Here is a 19,596-nt window from a genome sequence, read left to right on the forward strand (position 1 = left end):
TCATCCAGGGGTGAAGGGGATCATGCTGACGTGGGCCGAGACGATTTTCCAACCATCAGAGAACCGCACCCAGGTCTGGGTCTGGAAGCCACGCAAGGTGGTATCGCTGCGGGTGAACTCGGTCATGGCCACGGCCATGTCGGGCCCGAAGGCGGTGATGCGGACTTCGTGAAGCTGGCGAGTGTAATTGGGCGGCGGCACGGTCTGGCGGTAGGCCACCAGGGCCTCGTGGCCCAACTGCTTGTCGCCAATGCCATAGCGGGTGGTGCAGGGATTGGCCCAGAAGTAGGCGTTGAGCGCGTCCACATCGTTGGCCACCAGGGCATCTTCATACCGCAGGAAGACGGCGGTGACTTCCTGCAGCACCTCGGGGTGGTTGAGCTGGCTGGTCGACAAGGTCATGAGGATTTCCTCGTCATGTAGGCACGCCAGCCGCCGTATGAACTGATGTCGTCGGCACCGACCAGGCCACAAGGTTCGCAGATGAAGCCCTTGACCCAGCTGCCGTCCTCCAGCTCGACCGAGCCCAGGCCCAGGGGTGGCGGGATCAGGGCCAGGAAGGAGCCGATGCTGGCTTGGGGCATGGCGTAGACCTCGACCGCGATGGCGTGGCCCTCGGTGGGTGGCGCATCGGCCGAGACGCGGACCAGGCCGGGCTTGGGCGGCACGGTGCCCGGCAGGGCAAACAGGCGGTAGCGCGGGGCGGTGCGGGTGCTGGACACCAATCGGGCCTGGCGCTCGGTGAGTTGCTTGTGCAGGGGCATGCCGCTCAGGTGCGCACCCACCACCGACACCATCAAGCTGGGTGCGGCCGAGGCCTGCACGCCACAAGGCCAGGTCAGCTCGGCATCGGTGGGCGTGTTCAGGCCGTGGCCCAAAGGCGTGGTGGTGCTGCGGGCCAAGGCTTTTTGCCACAGGGCACCCACGTCCAGCAAGGCCGCATCGCTGCCACCCGGGGCGATCAGGGTGATGCCGAAAGGCAGGCCGGTGGCCGTGAAGCCACTGGGCAAGGCCAGTGCCGCCAGGCCCAGCAGGTTGACGAAGTTGGTGTAGGTGCCCAGCTGGCTGTTGCGGCCCACGGGGTCGGCCTGCACGCTGGCCAGGGTGGGCATGGTGGGCGCCGTGGGCACCATCATCACGTCGATGTGTTGCCAGGTGGGCAAGGTGGCCTGGGCCAATTCACGCAGGCGGTACTGGCCCTTGAAGGCCGAAACCGCGTTGTGATTCTTGGCCCCCTCAATGATGCCGCGCACGACCGGGTTGATGTCATCGGCGTTCGATTCGATGAAGTCGCTGATGGCGGCGTAGCGCTCGGCCACCCAGGGGCCTTCGTACAGCAGGCGGGCCACGGCCATGAAGGGGCTCAGGTCCACGGGCACGAGTTCGACCGGCCAGGGCTGGCCATCGACATCGCGCAAACCAGCCCATTGCGCCTGAGCCCGGTCAAAAGCTCCCGCGTATTCGGCGTCGCCAAAGAACTCGGGTGCGATGGGCACGCCCACGCGCAATTTGGCGGGCAGGCGTGGGGCCTGCAAGCTCACCTGGTTGAAGACCGGTTCGCCCGCTTGCGGGCCCTCCATGACGGACAGCACGCGCGCGGCATCGGAGGCGGTGAGCGCGAAGATGGAGACGCAATCCAGCGACTTGCAAGCGGGCACGACACCACCCGTGGGCACCAGGCCCGGCGTGGGTTTGACGCCGACCAGGTTGTTGAAACCTGCGGGCACGCGGCCTGAACCGGCCGTGTCGGTGCCCAAGGCAAAGGCCACCTCACCACGCGCCACCACCACCGCCGAGCCGGAGCTGGAACCACCGCTGACGTGTTCATCGCTGAAGGTGGACGCGGGGATCCCATAGGGCGAGCGGGCACCCACCAGGCCGGTGGCGAACTGGTCGAGGTTGGTCTTGCCCACCACGATGGCCCCGGCCTTCATCAGGCGCTGGACCACGGTGGCCGACTGATCGGGCGTGTAGGCAAAGGCCGGGCAGGCCGCGGTGGTGGGCAGGCCCGCCACGTCAATGTTGTCCTTCACGCCAAAGGGGATGCCGAACAGGGGCAAGGTCGCGGGGCTTTGGCCGGCCAGGGCGTCCAGCTGCGCCTGGATGAAAGCGGCGGGCGCGCGGTGAATCCACGCGGGATCCTCCGGCGTGGCGGGTGGCAGGGTGAGGAAGCTGGCGAACACCTGCGCAGGCGTCAAGGTGCCTTCGCGGTAGGCGGTCAACAGGCCCGAGATGGTGTGGGGAATGGACATGGTGGTCAACAAGATCGATCAGGAGGGCAGGACCGCCAACAGGGATGCGCTGGGCGCCGTCCAGCCCACGATGGCGCCTTGCGCGCGGATCATGGCCAGGGCGGCTTCCTTGAACGCGGGGAAATAACTTTCGGTGCCGTCTTCGACCAGCAGGCAGTCATAGCCACGGTCATTGGCTTCGCGCATGGTGGTCTGCACGCAGACTTCGGTGGTCACGCCCATGACGATGAGGTGGGTGATGCCGCGTGTCTTCAGCACCTCGCCCAGGGCGGTGTCGTAGAAGGCGCCTTTGCCGGGCTTGTCGATGACCAGCTCACCCGCGATGGGGGCCAGCTCGGGGATGATGGCGTGGCCAGGCTCGCCGTGGATCAGGATGCGGCCCATGGGGCCCTCGTCGCCGATGCGCAGCTTGGGTTCGCCGCGCAGGCGTTTGGCGGGCGGGCAGTCGGACAGGTCGGGCGCGTGGCCCTCGCGGGTGTGGATGACGTAGCCGCCGCTGGCGCGCCAGGCCTGGAGCACGCGCTTGACGGTGGGCACGATGGCGGCCAGCAGTGACACGTCATTGCCCAGCGTTTCACCAAAGCCGCCCGGCTCGATGAAGTCGCGCTGCATGTCGATGATGAGCAGGGCCGTGTGCGCCATGCTGAAGCTGTATTCAAAGGGCTGAGCGGGCACTTTCAGGAGGGTGGTGTCAGCGGTCATGCGGCTTGCTCCAAAGGGGCGGTGACTTCGTGGTGGCCGCCGCCCATGAAGGCACCGAGCACGCGGCGGTCAGCGTCGGCTGCCTGGCATTCGTGGACGATGCGGCCTTCGCTCATCACCACGATGCGGTCGGCCAGTTTCAACAGCTCGTCCAGGTCTTCGCTGACCAACAGCACGGCTCCGCCTTTGTTGCGCACGCCCATGATGCGCGAGTGGATCTCGGCCACGGCGGCGAAGTCCAGACCGAACACGGGGTTGGACACCAGCAGCACATCGACTTGCCCATCCAGCTCGCGGGCCAGCACGGCGCGCTGCACATTGCCGCCCGACAGGGATTTGATGGGCGCGTTCTCGCCTTGCGTCTTGACGCGGTACTCGGCGATCAACTGTCGGGCCTGGTCGCGCAACACGCCGCCACGAATCCAGCCACTGCGCGCGGCCGGGGCTTGGTCGAATCGGCGCAGGCCGATGTTCAGGGCCACGCTCAGGTCGCCCACGCAGGCATTGCGCAAAGGCTCTTCGGGCAGGCTGCGCACATTGAGGCGCTGGTTCTGCTCGCGACGCGCTTGGTACGATTCATTGGCGATCTTCACCTGGCCAGATTCGCGGTCGCGCTGGCCCACCAGGGATTCCATCAACTCACGCTGGCCATTGCCGGAGACACCGGCGATGCCCAGGATCTCGCCAGCGCGCACGTTCAAGCTGAGTTGGTGCACGGCGCGCTCGCCCCGGTCACCTTGCACGTCGAGCTGGTCAACTTCCAGGCGCAGGGGCGCGGCGGGGTTGAGCAGCACGCGGTGCAAGGGCGCGGTCGAGACCACCTCTTCCAGCACGGCTTCGGGCACCAACTCGATCACATCATCGGCCGCCTTGCTGGGGGCCTTGCGCGCATGGCTCTCACCCACCATCTCGGCACCCAGCAAGGTGGGGTTGGTGTCGGCAACGCGGTGGCTGCCCACCAGGCGGCCTCGGTGCAGCACGCTCACGTCATCGGCGATGTCCATCACCTCGCGGAACTTGTGCGTGATCATGATGATGGAGACCTCGCCCGCGTGCGCCCGGTCGCGCAGCAGGCCCAGCACCTCGTCGGCCTCTTGCGGCGTCAGCACCGAGGTGGGTTCGTCCAGGATCAGAAGGCGCGGCTTGAGGTAGAGCTGCTTGAGGATCTCCAGCTTCTGCTTCTCGCCCGCCGACAGGTCCATGGGCCGCGCGTCCAGATCGAGCTTGAAGGGTGTGGTGGCCAGGAACTCCTTCAGCTCCTGGCGCACCTTGTTCCAGGGGATGATGGTGGGCAGCGTTCCCCGCGCCAGCAGCAGGTTCTCAGCCACCGTCATGCCGGGTACCACGGTGAAGTGCTGGTAGACCATGCCGATGCCCAGGTCGCGGGCCACCACCGGCGAGGTGATGGCGTGCTCGCGGCCATCGATCAGCACCGAACCTTCTTCCGGCTGGTGGTAGCCGACCACGGCCTTGACCAGGGTGCTCTTGCCCGCGCCGTTCTCGCCCAGCAGCGCATGCACGGTGCCGGGCCGCACGTCGATGGAGACCCCGTCCATCGCGGTGAAGCTGCCAAAGCGCTTGGTCAGCTTGTAGGTGGACAGCGCCAGCGCGCCGGTCTTGGGGGGGACGGGATCGAGGGGGGCTGTCATGGTGATGGTGCTCCGGTCAGGCTTTCATCTCGCGCCGGAAGACTTCCAGCGTGTGCGCCTTGACGCGCACGAACTCGGGGTCGGCGACCGACTCGGGTTGACGCGGCCGCGGCAGCCTGAACGGCACGATCTCGGCGATGCTGGTGGGCCTTCGCGTGAGCAGCAGGATCTCATCGGCCAGGAAGACGGCATCTTCCAGATCGTGCGAGACGATGATCATGCTGACGCCAGTGGCCAGGTGGGCCTCTTGCAGTTTTTCGCGGATGAACAGGGTCATCTCGAAGTCGAGGGCCGAGAAGGGTTCGTCCAGGAACATGACCTCGGGGTTGGGGGCCAGGGCCCGCATGATGCAGACCGTCTGCATCTGGCCGCCGGACAACTCATAAGGGTAGCGTGCCAGGTCGAAGCGGATCTCGAACAGCTTGACCAGCTCGTCCACGCGCGCCTGCACTTCGGCCTCTTTCATGCCGTGGCGGCGCAGGGGGTAGGCGATGTTGTCGCGCGCGGTGATCCAGGGGAACAGCGCATCGCGGTAGTTCTGGAACACGTAGCCGATCTTGGTTTCCTTGAGTGTCTTGCCATCGAACAGGATCTCGCCTTTGTCCAGGGGGATCAGGCCGGCGATCATGTTCATCAAGGTGGACTTGCCGCAGCCATTGGGGCCAAAGATCGAGACGATCTTGTTGCGGGGCAGGTCGAGGTTGAAGTCGGTGTACAGCGGCTTGCCCGCGAAGGACTTGCTCAGGCCGCGCACGGTGACATGAGGACGAGAGGTGGTGGGCATGGCCACAGGTTCATCGGGTTGGAGAACGGCGTTCATGTCAGGTGCTCCTTGAGCTGTTGATGCTGATGGAGATGGTGGGTGGGCGCGTTGAACGGGGCAGACAAGCGGGGCGCATGACTGCGCTCATGTCCCCCGTCATGGGCTTCGCCCATGCCTCCTCCTTTACTTCGCTCCGCCATGCGCCCCGCCCGTCCGCCCCTCACAGCGCGGTGGTGGTGGGAAGGACATTGGCAGCGGCTCACGCCGATGCCAATGTCCTGGCCCTCGCGAAGCGAGGGCTTTGCCAGAGCGCCGCCAGACAGAGCGAGGCGGGTGGACAGCGGAGCGAAGTAAAGGAGGAGACCAGGCGCAGCCTGGGCGGGGGACATGAGCGTAGCTGTCCACCCGCCTCGCTCTGTCCCAACCCCAAGCGACGGCAACACCAGGCCTCTCATGCCTTGCCACTCCAGTGAACCACCTTGGTCTCAATCAACAAAAACATCAAGTTCAGCAGATAGCCCAGCGCCCCCGTGATGAGGATGGAGGTGTACATGTCTTTCACATTGAACACCTGCTGCGCATCAATGATCCGGTGCCCCAACCCGGTCTCCGAGCCAATGAACATCTCCGCCACGATCACGATGACCAGCGACATCGACACCCCCGTGCGCAAACCCACAAAGGTCTGAGCCAGGCTCTCCATCAGCATCACATCCTTGAACACGTGCCAGCGCGACACCCCCATGATCTGCGCCGCCATCACCCGCGTCTTCTTCGCGTTCATCACACCGTAAGCACTGTTGAACAACACCAGCAGCACCGCCGCAAAAGCCGCGATGGCGATCTTGTTCGCATCGGTGATGCCGAAGATCAGCAGGAACAAAGGGATCAGCGCCGACGAAGGCGTGGAGCGGAAAAAGTCGATCAGGAACTCGACGCTGCGATAAGCGTTCACCGAACTGCCCAGCATCACCCCCAGCGGCACCCCAATGGCCACGGCGATGCCGAAGGCTGCCAAAGTGCGCCACAAGGTGGCCAGAAAATCGGCCTTGATGGCACCACTCCACACGCTGTCCCAAAGGTGAAGCAAGGTCTCGCCCGGCGGCGGCAGCAGCACCGGCTTGACCCATTGCGCGGCAATGACCAATTGCCACAGCGCGAACAGCAGCAGCGGCCCAATCAAGGGCAGCAAGCGCGCATCGAACAAGCGGTCGAGCTGTTTGGGGATCATCGCGTTCAACCTGTGTAGATGAGGGGCTTGACCGGCACGGCGCGCGAGAAGATCTTGCGCTCGGTGAACACGTCGAAGAACTTCTGGAAGTAGCCCAGGTCCGACGCCGTGAACTCGTTGTAAAGCGTGAAGCCCGACAGCGGCACCTCGTTGACCAGCGAGGGATCGATGGAGGTGAAGCCATCCAGGTGCTTGCGCACTTCAGCCGGGTTCTTGCGCACGAAATCAACCGCGCGCGCATAGGCCGCGATGTACTTCTTGGCGGCGTCCGGGCGGTCTTTCAAAAAGCTGGTGGTGACGCTGGCCGAGCCGCCAAACCACGGGGCATCGGCCGCGCCCAGCACGTACTTGGAGATCACACCGTTTTCCAGCACGCGGGTCAGGCCCTTGAGGCGGCCTGCGGTGCCGGTGGGCTCCAGCGTGTAGACGGCATCGAGCTGATCGGCCGCCAGCGCGGGCACGTGCTGGCCAATCGGCAACTCGATCACCTTGGGGTCCACGATGCCGTTCTTCTCAAGAATGATCTTGGCCAGGGTGACGTTCTGGATGCCGGGCCCAGAGGCCACGCGCTTGCCCTTGAGCTCGGCGATGGACTTGATGGGGCTGTCCTTGGGCACCACGAACTGGTCGAGCACCAGCTTGTGGTTGGAGGGGTTGGAGCAGATGATCTTGTACAAGCCCGGCGAGACGATCTCGGCCAGGCCCAGCGCGGCCGAGGCCGTGCCATTGGCCGAGCCATGCGTGCGGCCCGCGATCATGGCCTCGGCCACCTGCTGGGCGCTGGCGAACTTCACCCCTTCCACATTCAGGCCGGCCTCCTTGAAGTAGCCCCGCTCCAGCGCGGTGTACAGCGGCAAGCCCGAGGCGATGGGCCAGTAGCCGATGAGGATCTTGTCGTCGTTGGCCTGCGCGGTGCGCGCCGACATGAGCCCGGCGCCCAGGGCCACCGACGCGGCGCCAGCCTGGAGAAACTGGCGGCGCCCGGGTTTGTTCGAAGAGGATGAGTTCACAAGGTCTCCAGTGCTTTGATGACGGATGGGGAATCAGACACGGTGCCGAACACGCCGCCCTGCATCAACACCATGTTGAAGGCGGCCGCGTGGTTGGCGGGATCGGTGGCGCCGGTGCAGTCGGTCAGGATCACGCACTCGAAGCCGCGGTCATTGGCCTCGCGCATGGTGGTGTGCACGCACACGTCGGTGGTGATGCCGGTGAGGATGATGTTCTTGATGCCCTGGGTGTGCAGCAGCATCTCCAGGTCGGTGGCGCAGAAGCAGCCCTTGCCCGGCTTGTCGATGATGGGCTCGCCTGCAATCGGGTACAGCTCGGGGATGATGTCCCAGCCGGGCTCACCACGCACCAGGATGCGGCCGCATGGGCCCACGTCGCCAATGCCCACGCCATTGGTGCCGATCTGGCGAGAGCGCCAGCGCTTGTTGGCGGGCAGGTCGGTCAGATCCGGGCGGTGGCCTTCGCGGGTGTGGATCACCAGGATGCCGGCCTTGCGCGAGGCGTCGAGCAGCTTCTTGATCGGCTCGATCGGCGCGCGCGTCATCGACAGGTCGTAGCCCATCTTGTCGACGTAGCCACCCACGCCGCAGAAGTCGGTCTGCATGTCGATGATGATCAGCGCCGTGTTCGAGGCTTGCAGGTCGCCGTCATACGGCCAGGCGTAGGGTTTGGAGTCGATGGTGATGGTCATGCCGCATCCTTGAACAAGGGACTCTGGGCCTTAGCGCCCAACAGATTGGGCTCGTTGCCCTGGAACTCGCGGGTGGGCGCGGGGATGCCGCACGAAGTGCCGTCCGTCACCACCACCTGCTCATCCCAGGGCAGCTCGTACTGGCCCGACACCATGTCCTGCATGTAGGTGTAGGGGCAGTCCTGCGCCCCACCCTTCACAGCGGCGTAACCACGGCGGTAAAGCTGGTAGATGTTGTTCTCGACGCCCCAGTTCAGGCGCGCCTCGCGGATCAGGTCGGGGCGGATCTCGGCGCAGATGATTTCATCGGGCCGACCGCCGCCTTGCACGGCCACCGTGCCGTCAAAGTTGCACACCATGGCCTCGCCCATCGAATCAAACGTGCCATCGCTGCCGCACAGACACACGCTGGCCGTGGCCATGAGGTTGTGAAAAGCATTGGCCTGGTTGGTGATGCTCCAAGCGTGGCGCACCGGCGCGGTGTAGCCCGCCGTGCGGATCATCAGCTCGGCGCCCTGGTAAGCGCACTCGCGCGCCATCTCGGGGAACATGCCATCGTGGCAAATGATCAGCGACAGCTTGACGCCCTTGGGGCCATCGATCACCGGGATGCCCATGTTGCCGGGCTCCCAAGGCTCCACCGGCACCCAGGGATGGAACTTGCGGTAGTACAGCTTGAGCGCGCCCTGGTCGTCGAAGATCAGGCCCGTGTTGTACGGGTTGCCTAGCGGGTTCTGCTCCATGATTGAGAAGCAACCCCAGATTTTGTTCGCGATGCAGGCCGCGCGCAGGGCCGCCACTTCGGGGCCATCCAGCGTCACCATCAACTCGGGCGCGGTGCTCATCGACAGGCCATGCAGCGAGTACTCCGGGAACACCACCAGGTCCATGCCCGGGTAGCTGCGCCGCGCCTTGCCCACCATGTCAACCACGCGCTGTGTTTGCGAGGCCAGTTGCGCCGGGGTCTCGACCACCGGCAACTGCAATTGCACCAGGCCCACGACCACGCCGTTGGGCGATTTGTTGAGTCCACTGAGTCCGCTCATGCTGTGCTCCTTCTCGTCAACGTGACACGTTCAATTCCATCGGGGCGCCTTGCAGAGACCGCTTGGGCGAGCAGGTCCAGATCAGGATCAGCAAGGTCAGCGCGTAGGGCATGGCGTTGAACAGGTGATAGCCCGCGCTGATGCCCACCGATTGCAAGGCCGGTCCCAAGGCGCCCGCGCCACCGAACAGCAAGGCCGCCCACAAGCACTTGATGGGTTGCCAGCCCGCGTAGATCACCAGAGCCACCGCGATCAGGCCTTGCCCGCTGGACAAGCCCTCGTTCCAGCTGCCCGGGTAATACAAGGACAGCGAAGCACCACCCAAGCCTGCGATGAAGCCGCCCGCCATCGTGGCCAGCACGCGCACCGTGTTGACCGAGTAGCCCAAGGCGCGCGACGCATCGCTGCTGTCACCCGCCATGCGCACGATCAAGCCCCAGCGCGTGTTGGCCATGGCCCAGGCCATCAAGGCCGCCAGCGCCACGCCAATGGGGAACAAGGCATTGATGCGCAAGGCCGCTTGGACTTGTTGTGAATCACTCCAGCCGCCCAGGTCAATCGAAGGGATCTGCGCGGCTTGCGGCTGGATCAAGCCCTTGCCCAGGTAGAAGGCCAGGCCCGCACCCAACAGCATCAAGGCGATGCCGGTGGCGATGTCGTTGACACCCTTCAGGGAGCACAGCAGCCCGTGAAGCAGCGCCAGCAAGGCGCCCGCACAACCCGCCAGCAACACGCCCAACCACGGTGAGCCCGTCAGGTAACTGCCACCAAAACCGGCCATGGCCGACAGCACCAGCACGCCCTCCAGGCCCAGGTTGATGCGGCCGGATTTTTCCGTCAGGCACTCGCCCAGGCTGACGAACAGAAACGGCGTGCCGACCCGGATCGCGCCGCCCAGCACCGCGATGATCACGTCGAACCAGATGGAGGACTCACTCATGCGGGCACCTGTGACAGGCTGTTGGCAGGGATGCCAGGACGGCGGGCCAGCAACTCACCCAGGCGACCGCGCAGGGCCTCGCTGGCCAGAATCATGACGAAAGCAAAACCTTGCAGCACCAGCACCGAGGCATCGGGCAGATCCAGGCGACGTTGCAGCAAGCTGCCCGCCGAACCAAAGCCGCCGAACAGGATGGCCACCGGGATCACGGCCCAAGGGTTGTGGCGCGCCACGAAGGACACCAGGATGCCCGTGTAGCCCAGGCCCGCAATCAAAGAGGCATTGGCATTGGTGTGCACCGCAGACACCTCGATGGCGCCTGCCAGGCCCGCACACGCCCCACCCAAGGCGCAGGCCGTGATCACCAGGCGGTGGCTGGGCAAGCCCACCAGGCGCGCGGCCCGGGCATTGCCGCCCACCACCCGTGTGGCAAAACCGTGCGTGGAACCGTACAACCAGAAGCCCGCGATCAGGCAGCACGCCACGCCCCAGACCAGCCCCCAGTGCACCTCATAACCCGGGATCAAGCCCATCAGAATCGCTGGGTCCAGCGGCAAGGTCGAAGGCTTGTTCAAGCTGGATGGGTCGCGCATGGGCCCTTCCACAAAGTGCTTGAACAGTGCCACCGCCAGGTAGCCCATCAGCAGGGAACTGATGGTCTCGTTCACACCCCGGTACTGCCGCAGCGCCCCCACGATGCCGATCCACGCGGCACCCGCCGCCGCACCGGCCAGCAACACCATCACGGTGCCCGCGGCCGAGGCCGGTGGTGCAAACAGGTAAGGCAGCCCCGCACAGGCCAGGCCGCCCAACACCAAGGCCCCCTCACCGCCAATCACCATCAGCCCCGCCCGCTGCGGAATCGCCACGCACAAGGCGGTCAACATCAAAGGCGCCGAGCGCTGCAAGGTGTTCTGCCACGAGAACGCATCGCCAAACGCGCCCTTGAACAGCAGGATCCAGGTCTCGGTGGGCGAGGTGCCACCCAGCCACACGAAGCCGCCAAACAGCAGCACCGCCCCGGCCAGCGCCAGGATGGGCAAGGCGATGCTTTCCACCGCCGACGCCATCGATGAAGAACCGCTCATGTGAACCGCCTTTTCAAGCTACAACCGGAACTCAGACCTTGCCGATGACGCCTTCGACCAGGTAGTTCATGCCTTCCAGCACGGGGTCAATCTGCTTGATCGTTGTGCCCTTGGGCACCACCACCTTGCCGGTGTTGTCCTTGATCTCACCCTTGAAGATCTCGAACTCGTCTTTCAGCATCAAGGCCTTGATGGCGTCGGCGTTCTTGCGCGCACCCTCAGACACGGCGGGGCCGTAAGGCGAGGTTTTGACGAAGCCTTCCTTCAAGCCACCACGCAGGAAGTTGGGGTGCGGCTTGCCGGTGCGCGCGGCATCCACGATCTGCTTGTAGGGGGTGACCCAGTTCCACTCGGCACCCGTGAGGTAAGCATTGGGCGCCAGCTTGGCTTGCGAGGCGTGGTAACCGCAGACGAACTTGCCGCGCTTGGCCGCTGTTTCGACGATGACCTTGGGGCCGTCCACGTGCATGGTGAACACGTCCACGCCCTGGTCGGCCAGGCTGTTGGTGGCTTCGGCCTCTTTCACCGGCATGGACCAGTCACCCGTGAAGATGACCGAGCAGGTGATGTCCGGGTGCACCGAGCGCGCGCCCATCGTGAAGGCGTTGATGTTGCGCAGCACCTGGGGGATGGGCTTGGCCGCCACGAAGCCGATCTTCTTGGACTTGGTGGCGTGGCCGGCGATCACGCCGTTGAGGTATTGTGCTTCGTCGATGTAGCCAAAGAAGCTGCCCACGTTCTTGGGGTGCTTGGCCGCGTCCCACATGCCGCCGCAATGGGCGAAGCGCACGTCGGGGTTCTTCTTGGCCACGTCCAGGATGTGGGGGTTGAAGTAACCGAAGGAGGTGGGAAAGAGCAGCGTGGCGCCGTCTTGCGAGATCATGCCCTGCATGGTCTTTTGCACCGATTGGGTCTCGGGCACGTTCTCTTCACCCACGATCTTGATGCCGGGCATCTTCTTGATCTCGGACGCCGCTTCATAGTGCGACTGGTTGTAGCCAAAGTCGTCCTTGGGGCCCACGTAGATCATGCCGATGGTGATGGGCTTTTGCGCCAACACCAGGTCGGACCAGCCCGCCATGGCGACACCCGCCCCCGTGGCGCCCACCGTTTTGAGCCAAGAACGACGATTCCATTGATCCAGCGACATGCGTTTTCTCCTTGCACCGGCTTGATGCACCGTTGATGTACCAGCTTGTATACCAGCAACATCCATGCCAATACAGGCAAATGCGGTCCGGACCTGAGGCTCCTGCAAACCCCTACCACTAGGGGTGGACATGGGCCTTCAATCAATGAAAGGATCGCAGTTAAACCAATGGGAGGGTGCATGAAGAAAATCCTGGGAAACCTGTGCGTTTGGATCACCCCTGCGCTTTTGCTTGGCTGCCAATCTGTTCAAACCCTTGGCAAGGTGGATGGTGACGACCAGGTGATCTTCAACTCGGCGGACAAACGAGCGGTGTTCGTGACAACCCAGCCAGTCAAGGACTTTCGTGCATTTGCAAACACAGGCAAGGCTGGGGATGCCAGCCAGGTGACCGCAGGTGCACGTCGCCGTGTGATCTGCGCAGAACCCAGTCCGGACGTGGCCAAAGCCATCAGTGAAGCCTTGCAACTGCAGCTCAAGGCCACCGATGGGAAAAACGAAGTGGGCGCAGGTGTCAGCAGGTCGGTCACGGAAAGCATTGCCCAACTCGGGCAGCGCATCGCAACGATTCAATTGTTGCGTGATGAGTTGGCGGATCTTTGCCGCGCGTACTCCAACGGGGCGGTCACCAACATCACTTACACCCTTCGGCTCAGCCGCCTGGACCGCAAGATGATCACCCTTCTGATCAGCGAAGCAGGCGCTGGCGCGCTCACTCGAGGACTGATCGCCCTGACCGGATCGGCCCAGGTGGAGGGGGGTGCTGTCAGTCCAGAAACTCTGAAGCGAGCGGACGAACGGATCAAAGCCAGCGCAGAGCAACTCGCGGACGAGACCAAGGCCCTGAGAACCCTGGACGCGCAAGTGAAAGACAAAAAAAGCGCGATTGATCAGGCCAAAGCAAATCAAGCAGAGACCGCATCCCTGCAAGACGAGGCCAATGAGCTAGGCTCCAAGCAAGCAGCGGCACAGAAGAAGATCGAATCGCGCCAGCAAGAGCTTGCGGATCTCATCGCGGCCAAAGGCGCACTGGAAATCGCCTCCAGTGGCGGCGTGAAGAGCAACGGACAGGCTCTGGCCGTGGCCACCTTGCTGAACGGTGGCAAAGATGGTGACCCTCAGCCACACAACGGCTCGCCCGTCGATCTGCTGAAGATTCACCGCAACTACATGGACGACGTGGATGTTGGCGTATTGCTGGACGCCTGCTTCACCACCATGGAAGACTCGTCCAGGGAGCCGGTGAGCGACCAAGGTGCCACCCAACGACAAAATCGCCTGAACGATATCAACAAAGAGCTGAACACCTTGCAGTCAGAAATATCTTTTCTGAGCAGCCAAATTGAAGCCAGCGAAGCAGAGTTCATGGCAACCAATCCAAATCCCACGCAAGTCGACCGGTCAAAGTTCCACGCTTCACAAATGCGCAGCGACGGGCGCATCAAATTCAGCCAGGCCTTGTCGCGGGAGAAGAAGTTGATCGAAGAGGCCGCTGGCATCAAGCAAGATCTGGAGACTGGATCACAGCCCGTGGCCAACACCTTGCTGGCCACTTGGTGCAATCGAGAAGGCATGACTCAGATCATCAGCGCCGTGAATCAGCAGGTGAATGCCAATTTGCTCAAACGTCTGATCGCCCAAGAAAGCACGATGGACATCAAAAACATCCTGCCAGTGCTGGCCTTACAAACCTGCACCCAGATCAACAGTGGCTTATCTTCCCCTGCGGCTGAGCGGGGCTCGAACTCGTATGGGTCCATTGTCAGTTCAAGCAGGAGTGAGCTTCAAACCTGCGTGCTGGACCTGATGAGCGCATTGTCAACACCGGCCAATCATGAGAACGGCCCGACCGCAGCCGGCGCTACCAGACTTGCCATCAAGGATCCAGTCAAGGCCAAGAAAGCCAAAGCTCAACCTTGACCAGCCCAATCAAGCCAGGCCGGTTCGACCGCTTCAGGGTAATCCCCCGGGCGGTGTCTTGGTCAGGGCTGGGGAAAATGCAGCGTCTGCGTCGGAAACGCGACCTGGGCACCGTGCTGCGCCACGATCCGGCCGATCTTCAGCAGCACGTCTTGCTTGACCTCCTGGTAGGCCACCCACACCACGGTTTTGGTGAAGGCGTAGACCATCAGGTCCAGCGATGAGGCCCCGAACTGGTTGAAGTTGACGATCAGCGTCTGCGTGGCGTCGATGTCGGGGTGCGCCACCAGCATCGCGCGGATGTCGGCCACGATGGGCTCAATGCGGTCGATGTCCTCGTAGCGCAGGCCGATGGTCTCCTTGATGCGCCGGTGGCTCATGCGCGAGGGGTTCTCCACCACGATGGTGGTGAACACCGCGTTGGGCACGTAGATCGGGTTCTTGTTGAAGGCGCGCACGCGCGTGTGGCGCCAGCTGATGTATTCCACCGTGCCTTCGATGCTCTTGTCGGGCGAGCGGATCCAATCGCCCACGCTGAAGGGGCGGTCCAGGTAAATGGTCAGGCCGCCAAAGAAGTTGGCCAGGATGTCCTTGGCGGCAAAGCCCACCGCGATGCCGCCCACGCCGCCCAGGGCCAACAGCCCGGTGATGTGAAAGCCCAGCGTCTGCGCCACCATGAGCACCGCCACCACGAAGGTGACCAGGCGCGCCAGCTTGCCCAGGGCATCGATGGTGGTGTCGTCCACCTCTTCGCCACGCGCCAGGCGGGCGGCGATGATGTGGCGGCTGGCCTTGCCAATGAAGCGCAGCAGAAACCAGACCACGCAGGTGATCAGCGCCACATCGCGCAAGGACTGCACCTCGGCCAGGAAGGGCTCTTCCACATGCCGTTGCAGCACACGCGCCATGTAGCTGAAGCCCACCACCCACATGGCCACCAGGATGGGCCGGCGGGCGGTGCTGACCACGGCTTCATCCCAGGCCGTGGCCGTGTTCGCCGTCCACTTCGCGGCCTGGCGCAACAACACTTGCGCGAGCTGGTTCAGCACAATGGTGACGATCGCAATGGCGATCAAGGACGCCACCCAAGGCTCGATGCCCACGTGGCGGCTCAACCAATCACTCAGAATGTTCATGCCCCCACTGTAACGGCCCGGTGCCCAGGAGAAACCATGGACCTCAAACGCACGCTGGTCAGGACCGCGCTCTGGGCGGCTGCCATCAGCGCATCAAGCAGCGCCTTCGCCCAGGACACCTTCAACTACCAGGGCCTGTGCGATGCATCGGCCGCCGTGGCGCTGGATGCAGATCACTTCGTGGTGGCCGACGATGAGCGCAACACCCTGGTGGTGTATCGGCGCGGGCAAGCGGCGGCGGTGGACAAGCTGGACGTCTCAAGCTTTCTGGGCACCAAGCCCGACAAGGAGTCGGACATCGAAGGCGCGGCGTCCATCGGCCAACGCACCTACTGGGTGTCTTCGCATGGGCGCAACAGCGAGGGCAAGCGGCAGGATCGGCGTTTGCGCTTCTTTGCGACCGAGGTGATCAGCCGCGCTGCGCCGCCAAAGCAGCCCCCTTTCAAGCTGGTGACCGTGGGCAAGGCGTACTCGGGCTTGTTGGACGACCTGTTGGCGGCCCCCTCATTGGCGGCGTTCAAGCTGGCCGGTGCGGCCGCCAAAGCACCCGAGGCGGAGGGCGGGCTGAACATCGAAGGCCTGGCTGCCACGCCTGACGGGCGCCTGCTCATCGGGTTCAGAAACCCGGTGCCCCAGCAGCGCGCCTTGCTGGTGCCGCTGGAGAACCCCAACGAGGTGATCGACCACGGTGCACGCGCTCGCTGGGGTCAGGCCATTCAGCTGGACCTGGGGCGGCGGGGGATTCGCAGCATTGACTGGGTGGGGTCGGCTTACCTGATCGTGGCGGGGCCCCCGGAGGACACGGGGGCGTTTGCGCTGTACCGCTGGTCAGGCGACCCTGGCCAGGCGCCCGTGCTGGTGAAGGGTGTTGACTTGAAGGGCTTGCACCCGGAGGCGGTGTTCGCGGTGCCCGGCACACAGGGGTTCCAGGTGTTGAGTGACGATGGGCAGCGCAAGCATCGTGGCCTGGTGTGCAAGGTGCTGCCTCGTGGCTGGCAAGGCTTTCGGAGTTGGGGCCCGGGCTGAGGGGCGGCTTAATGAACCCGCAGCACCTCAAACTGCTGTCGGATTGGAGCGACCTGTATCGACACCTCATCACCCTCGCATTTACCCAGCATGGCCCTGCCCAAAGGAGCTTCGATGCTGATGACCTGAATGAGCTGCGCGCCGCTGACCAACTTCATGCTGCCTCCATCGGGGCCGAGAAAGAGCTGTTGCTGCTTGTCGTCGGCATCGACCAGGCAGACCAGCGCGCCGAGCTGTATACCTTTGCTGGCATCGTAGGGGAGCGGGCGGAATTGGCGCCAATGGGCCATCGCCTGGCGGATGGCTTCGGCGCGACGAGCTTGGCCGGTGGCCAGGTAGGCGGCTTCGAGTCCCAAGGTGTCGTATTTGTTTTCGGCGATGTTTTCTTCGTGAGTCGCCGTTTCATGGGCCGCCCGCGCTGCCTGCTCAGCTTGCAGCAGGTCTTCGGCGAGCCGTTCCAGCACCTGCTGCTGCAGCAAGAATTTATCCATGATGAAAGGTGGGCATCTCGAACAAGCGGGGGACAGGTCTTGATTATGAAGGGCTCCACCAGCCGTTTCCTGTCGCCCATTTCGGTGCATCAAACGGCAGGAACTGGCCGGGAACGGGTCCCGACCCCGAGCCGTCGCTCATGAAGCAGATCTCATTGCCGCAAAGCGGTCGGTTCAAGCGCTTCAGACAGACACCAGTTTTTCATCTTCATGCGGCGACGAACGGCTGAATGCGACTGGACAGCGCGCTCTTGCGAGCAAGCAGGAACGCGCGCAACGATGCCGGGTAGTTCGCGCTGGCAGCTCCCTTGACCGAGTCTGTTGCGGCCAGAGCGACGCGCCAAGCACGGACGCGGGGCGTCTGGGCGAAGAACCCGAAATCCTCGAACTGCTCGAAAACATCGAAGTAGCGGAACACCGGTCCGAACACCGCATCCACCATCGTGAAGCGCTCGCCGGCGAAGTACGGCCCCGTGGTCAGTTCGGTCTCAATCTGCTCGAACCTGCTGCGGATGTCCGCGACCTTGGCCAAAAGCGTTTCTTCGTCGGGCGCGTTGTAGAACGCGCCGATGGCGTTGAGCACCGCCGAGCCGAACTCCATCCAGCCACGATGTCGGGCGCGCTCCAAGGCGTCTTGCGGATGCAGTCTAGGTGACGCAGTCTCGTCGAGATATTCGCATATCACCGCCGATTCAAAGATCGGCTGCCCGTCAACCAGAAGCACCGGCGTCTTGCCAAGGGGCGACACTTTGAGAAACCAGTCTGGCTTGTGGGTCAGATCGATGTCAACGCGCTCGAACGCAATGCACTTTTCTGACAAGACGATCGCAGCGCGCTGCACATAAGGGCACAGGCGGTGGCTGATCAAGGTCAGTGCCGGACGGCCGAACAGGTGCACAGGCTTCGCGCCTTCCGTAGGAAGGTCGACGAATTTGCACAATACGCTTCTCATTGCATTTCTCCTTGGCTCAGGCTCGCGCCAAACGGGGAACGAGCCACGCCCCTCGGCGCAGCGCGAATGCGCCGTCACCGAGTAGCCACAGCGCGAGCGACGCGATGACCAGAAACACCGGATACTCCCAGCCTCCGTTGGGGCTGGTGTGCATCCAGCCGTTGGGCAGATGCACCCACGCGGCCGTCGTCATGACTGGAACCAGTGCCAACGACATCTGGCGCGCGTAGACACCGAAGACGAGCGCCAGGCCGCCCAGCAGTTCGGCAGCGAACACCGGATAAGCAAGGAAGCCGGGGAGGCCGACGCTTGCAAAGAACTGGGCGGTACCTGGCAACGTGAAAACGAACAGCTTCAACAGCGCATGGGCGATCCACATCACGCCCAGGCTGATGCGAAGCAGTGCCACGCCATAGGGCACGGTTCCATGGACATCGGTTGGGTTCATTTGCATTTCCTCATTGAGTAACGATGGCGAGACTGTACGATTGCGAATTAGCAATGAAAATAGGCACCTCCGCAAACCATGAATGCACCCACGCAATACAAGCTCAGCGCGGCCGATCTGGAGACGGTGTTGTCTCTGGTTCGCTCAGGCACCCTGGCCGATGCCGGCGAGCGGCTGGGCGTGGACGCCTCCACGGTGTTCCGTTCGTTGCAGCGCATCGAGCGCGGCCTGGGGCAGGCACTCTTCGAGCGTTCGCGCGCGGGTTACCAAGCTTTGGAACTAGCGCAGTCGCTGGCCGAGCACGGCGAGCGCCTTGAGGCGGCGCTGGAGTCAGCGCGGTCAGCGGCCCAGTTGCAGCCCGACGAGGTGTCGGGCACCGTGCGCATTACCACGACCGACACTATCCTGCACGGCCTGGTAGCGCCGGCCCTGAAGGTCCTCAGGGAGCGGCATCCCTTGCTGAGTTTCGAGTTGCACACCGGCAATGAACTGGCCAGCCTGACCCGACGGGACGCCGACATCGCTATCCGCGCCACCAAGCGGCCGCCGCAGCACTTGGTGGGCAAGCACGTGGGTCCCATTCGGGTGGCGTTGTTCGCCGCGAAGAGGGGGGCCATCAAGCGTTACAGCGATGTCGAAGCCGGCAAGGCGGCTTGGGTGGCACCAGACGATGCACTGCCCGAGCATCCTTCGGTCGTGTGGCGCAAACGGCACTTCCCGAAGGTCGTGCCGACCTACCGTGTCAACAGCATCCTGACGGTGATGGAACTGGTCAGCCTGGGTCTCGGCGTGGGTGTTGTGCCCCTGTTCCTGGCGAAGTCCCACCCGAACCTTGTGTCGTTGACCGAAGTGCTCGACGAGTGCCAAACGGAGCTGTGGCTGCTGACTCATCCCGAGTCACGGCATCTGCGCCGGGTGTCGACGGTGTATGGACACCTTTCGCAGGTGCTTTCGATGGACTGACTGGCGCGAGGATGGCCTGGCCGCTGCTGGTCTGATGGAGCAGTGGCAGGCCGCCGGTCATGAGCACCCGCTTGTGGCCGCAAGCGTGAGCACGCGGCAGTGCCAGGAAGCTGACCTTCGCTGTCTGAGCTTTCGCC

19 protein-coding genes are annotated in these 19,596 nt (G+C 63.8%); 3 read left to right on the forward strand and 16 right to left on the reverse strand.

Going from position 1 to position 19,596, the window contains the following annotated elements:
• The 12 genes from hpxZ to Q7V20_RS12725 form a co-directional block, all read right to left on the reverse strand.
• Positions 1–402 carry an oxalurate catabolism protein HpxZ gene (gene hpxZ, locus Q7V20_RS12670; RefSeq protein ID WP_304791467.1) on the reverse strand — a complete coding sequence of 134 codons (402 nt, stop codon included), beginning with the start codon at positions 400–402 and terminating at the stop codon, positions 1–3.
• Positions 399–2,252: an allophanate hydrolase gene (gene atzF, locus Q7V20_RS12675; protein ID WP_304791471.1), complete on the reverse strand. Its 1,854-nt coding sequence runs from the start codon at positions 2,250–2,252 to the stop codon at positions 399–401. Before atzF ends, hpxZ begins: the two co-directional genes overlap by 4 nt.
• A gap of 18 nt (positions 2,253–2,270) precedes the next feature.
• Entirely contained in the window at positions 2,271–2,954 is a 684-nt protein-coding gene (locus Q7V20_RS12680) for a cysteine hydrolase family protein (protein ID WP_304791474.1), read from the reverse strand.
• The gene (locus Q7V20_RS12685; RefSeq protein WP_304791476.1) at positions 2,951–4,603 is read right to left on the reverse strand and encodes an ABC transporter ATP-binding protein; all 1,653 of its coding nucleotides are present in this window, start codon (positions 4,601–4,603) and stop codon (positions 2,951–2,953) included. Before Q7V20_RS12685 ends, Q7V20_RS12680 begins: the two co-directional genes overlap by 4 nt.
• Before the next feature lie 16 nt (positions 4,604–4,619).
• Complete coding sequence (locus Q7V20_RS12690; protein WP_304791479.1) at positions 4,620–5,423, reverse strand: ABC transporter ATP-binding protein; 804 nt, start codon at positions 5,421–5,423, stop codon at positions 4,620–4,622.
• Between the two features lie 394 nt (positions 5,424–5,817).
• Positions 5,818–6,597: an ABC transporter permease gene (locus Q7V20_RS12695; protein WP_230177478.1), complete on the reverse strand. Its 780-nt coding sequence runs from the start codon at positions 6,595–6,597 to the stop codon at positions 5,818–5,820.
• A gap of 5 nt (positions 6,598–6,602) precedes the next feature.
• Positions 6,603–7,607: an ABC transporter substrate-binding protein gene (locus tag Q7V20_RS12700; protein WP_370652459.1), complete on the reverse strand. Its 1,005-nt coding sequence runs from the start codon at positions 7,605–7,607 to the stop codon at positions 6,603–6,605.
• Entirely contained in the window at positions 7,604–8,299 is a 696-nt protein-coding gene (locus Q7V20_RS12705) for a cysteine hydrolase family protein (RefSeq protein ID WP_304791486.1), read from the reverse strand. Before Q7V20_RS12705 ends, Q7V20_RS12700 begins: the two co-directional genes overlap by 4 nt.
• Positions 8,296–9,345 carry a formamidase gene (locus tag Q7V20_RS12710; protein WP_304791489.1) on the reverse strand — a complete coding sequence of 350 codons (1,050 nt, stop codon included), beginning with the start codon at positions 9,343–9,345 and terminating at the stop codon, positions 8,296–8,298. The genes Q7V20_RS12705 and Q7V20_RS12710 overlap by 4 nt, the downstream gene beginning before the upstream one ends.
• Before the next feature lie 16 nt (positions 9,346–9,361).
• On the reverse strand, positions 9,362–10,285 hold the full coding sequence (locus Q7V20_RS12715; RefSeq protein ID WP_304791491.1) for an ABC transporter permease: 924 nt from the start codon (positions 10,283–10,285) through the stop codon (positions 9,362–9,364).
• The gene (locus Q7V20_RS12720) at positions 10,282–11,373 is read right to left on the reverse strand and encodes an ABC transporter permease (RefSeq protein WP_370652460.1); all 1,092 of its coding nucleotides are present in this window, start codon (positions 11,371–11,373) and stop codon (positions 10,282–10,284) included. Before Q7V20_RS12720 ends, Q7V20_RS12715 begins: the two co-directional genes overlap by 4 nt.
• Before the next feature lie 31 nt (positions 11,374–11,404).
• Entirely contained in the window at positions 11,405–12,523 is a 1,119-nt protein-coding gene (locus Q7V20_RS12725; RefSeq protein ID WP_304791494.1) for a BMP family ABC transporter substrate-binding protein, read from the reverse strand.
• A gap of 45 nt (positions 12,524–12,568) precedes the next feature.
• Between Q7V20_RS12725 and Q7V20_RS12730 the strand changes: the two genes are divergently transcribed.
• On the forward strand, positions 12,569–14,443 hold the full coding sequence (locus Q7V20_RS12730) for a hypothetical protein (RefSeq protein ID WP_304791497.1): 1,875 nt from the start codon (positions 12,569–12,571) through the stop codon (positions 14,441–14,443).
• A 62-nt stretch (positions 14,444–14,505) separates the two neighbouring features.
• On the opposite strand, the gene Q7V20_RS12735 is transcribed toward Q7V20_RS12730, so the two are convergent.
• Positions 14,506–15,579 carry a mechanosensitive ion channel family protein gene (locus Q7V20_RS12735; RefSeq protein WP_304791500.1) on the reverse strand — a complete coding sequence of 358 codons (1,074 nt, stop codon included), beginning with the start codon at positions 15,577–15,579 and terminating at the stop codon, positions 14,506–14,508.
• Between the two features lie 36 nt (positions 15,580–15,615).
• Between Q7V20_RS12735 and Q7V20_RS12740 the strand changes: the two genes are divergently transcribed.
• Positions 15,616–16,605, forward strand: coding sequence for a DUF3616 domain-containing protein (locus tag Q7V20_RS12740; protein ID WP_304791502.1), 990 nt, complete (start codon positions 15,616–15,618; stop codon positions 16,603–16,605).
• A gap of 8 nt (positions 16,606–16,613) precedes the next feature.
• Here the strand turns inward: Q7V20_RS12740 and Q7V20_RS12745 are convergent, their stop codons facing one another.
• The 3 genes from Q7V20_RS12745 to Q7V20_RS12755 all read right to left on the reverse strand — a co-directional run bounded on the left by Q7V20_RS12745 (position 16,614) and on the right by Q7V20_RS12755 (position 18,496).
• The gene (locus Q7V20_RS12745) at positions 16,614–17,096 is read right to left on the reverse strand and encodes a GreA/GreB family elongation factor (RefSeq protein WP_304791505.1); all 483 of its coding nucleotides are present in this window, start codon (positions 17,094–17,096) and stop codon (positions 16,614–16,616) included.
• Positions 17,097–17,304: 208 nt separating this feature from the next.
• Complete coding sequence (locus tag Q7V20_RS12750; protein WP_304791508.1) at positions 17,305–18,048, reverse strand: glutathione S-transferase family protein; 744 nt, start codon at positions 18,046–18,048, stop codon at positions 17,305–17,307.
• Between the two features lie 16 nt (positions 18,049–18,064).
• Positions 18,065–18,496: a DoxX family protein gene (locus Q7V20_RS12755; RefSeq protein ID WP_304791511.1), complete on the reverse strand. Its 432-nt coding sequence runs from the start codon at positions 18,494–18,496 to the stop codon at positions 18,065–18,067.
• A 78-nt stretch (positions 18,497–18,574) separates the two neighbouring features.
• Here Q7V20_RS12755 and Q7V20_RS12760 point away from each other — a divergent pair, with 78 nt between their 5' ends.
• Complete coding sequence (locus Q7V20_RS12760; protein ID WP_304791513.1) at positions 18,575–19,459, forward strand: LysR family transcriptional regulator; 885 nt, start codon at positions 18,575–18,577, stop codon at positions 19,457–19,459.
• The last annotated feature ends 137 nt before the right edge of the window (positions 19,460–19,596 follow it).

Origin of the sequence: Aquabacterium sp. (assembly GCF_030652515.1) — a bacterium.
Taxonomy (GTDB): domain Bacteria; phylum Pseudomonadota; class Gammaproteobacteria; order Burkholderiales; family Burkholderiaceae_C; genus Aquabacterium.

Bases quoted from the DNA above. Each gene is read 5' to 3' on its own strand.
- Q7V20_RS12745 (WP_304791505.1), bottom strand. From the start codon at position 17,096: ATGGATAAATTCTTGCTGCAGCAGCAGGTGCTGGAACGGCTCGCCGAA.
- Q7V20_RS12710 (WP_304791489.1), bottom strand. From the start codon at position 9,345: ATGAGCGGACTCAGTGGACTCAACAAATCGCCCAACGGCGTGGTCGTG.
- Q7V20_RS12735 (WP_304791500.1), bottom strand. From the start codon at position 15,579: ATGAACATTCTGAGTGATTGGTTGAGCCGCCACGTGGGCATCGAGCCT.
- hpxZ (WP_304791467.1), bottom strand. From the start codon at position 402: ATGACCTTGTCGACCAGCCAGCTCAACCACCCCGAGGTGCTGCAGGAA.
- Q7V20_RS12680 (WP_304791474.1), bottom strand. From the start codon at position 2,954: ATGACCGCTGACACCACCCTCCTGAAAGTGCCCGCTCAGCCCTTTGAA.
- Q7V20_RS12725 (WP_304791494.1), bottom strand. From the start codon at position 12,523: ATGTCGCTGGATCAATGGAATCGTCGTTCTTGGCTCAAAACGGTGGGC.
- Q7V20_RS12755 (WP_304791511.1), bottom strand. From the start codon at position 18,496: ATGAACCCAACCGATGTCCATGGAACCGTGCCCTATGGCGTGGCACTG.
- Q7V20_RS12750 (WP_304791508.1), bottom strand. From the start codon at position 18,048: ATGAGAAGCGTATTGTGCAAATTCGTCGACCTTCCTACGGAAGGCGCG.
- Q7V20_RS12685 (WP_304791476.1), bottom strand. From the start codon at position 4,603: ATGACAGCCCCCCTCGATCCCGTCCCCCCCAAGACCGGCGCGCTGGCG.
- Q7V20_RS12740 (WP_304791502.1), top strand. From the start codon at position 15,616: ATGGACCTCAAACGCACGCTGGTCAGGACCGCGCTCTGGGCGGCTGCC.
- Q7V20_RS12695 (WP_230177478.1), bottom strand. From the start codon at position 6,597: ATGATCCCCAAACAGCTCGACCGCTTGTTCGATGCGCGCTTGCTGCCC.
- Q7V20_RS12705 (WP_304791486.1), bottom strand. From the start codon at position 8,299: ATGACCATCACCATCGACTCCAAACCCTACGCCTGGCCGTATGACGGC.
- atzF (WP_304791471.1), bottom strand. From the start codon at position 2,252: ATGTCCATTCCCCACACCATCTCGGGCCTGTTGACCGCCTACCGCGAA.
- Q7V20_RS12760 (WP_304791513.1), top strand. From the start codon at position 18,575: ATGAATGCACCCACGCAATACAAGCTCAGCGCGGCCGATCTGGAGACG.
- Q7V20_RS12720 (WP_370652460.1), bottom strand. From the start codon at position 11,373: ATGAGCGGTTCTTCATCGATGGCGTCGGCGGTGGAAAGCATCGCCTTG.
- Q7V20_RS12715 (WP_304791491.1), bottom strand. From the start codon at position 10,285: ATGAGTGAGTCCTCCATCTGGTTCGACGTGATCATCGCGGTGCTGGGC.
- Q7V20_RS12690 (WP_304791479.1), bottom strand. From the start codon at position 5,423: ATGAACGCCGTTCTCCAACCCGATGAACCTGTGGCCATGCCCACCACC.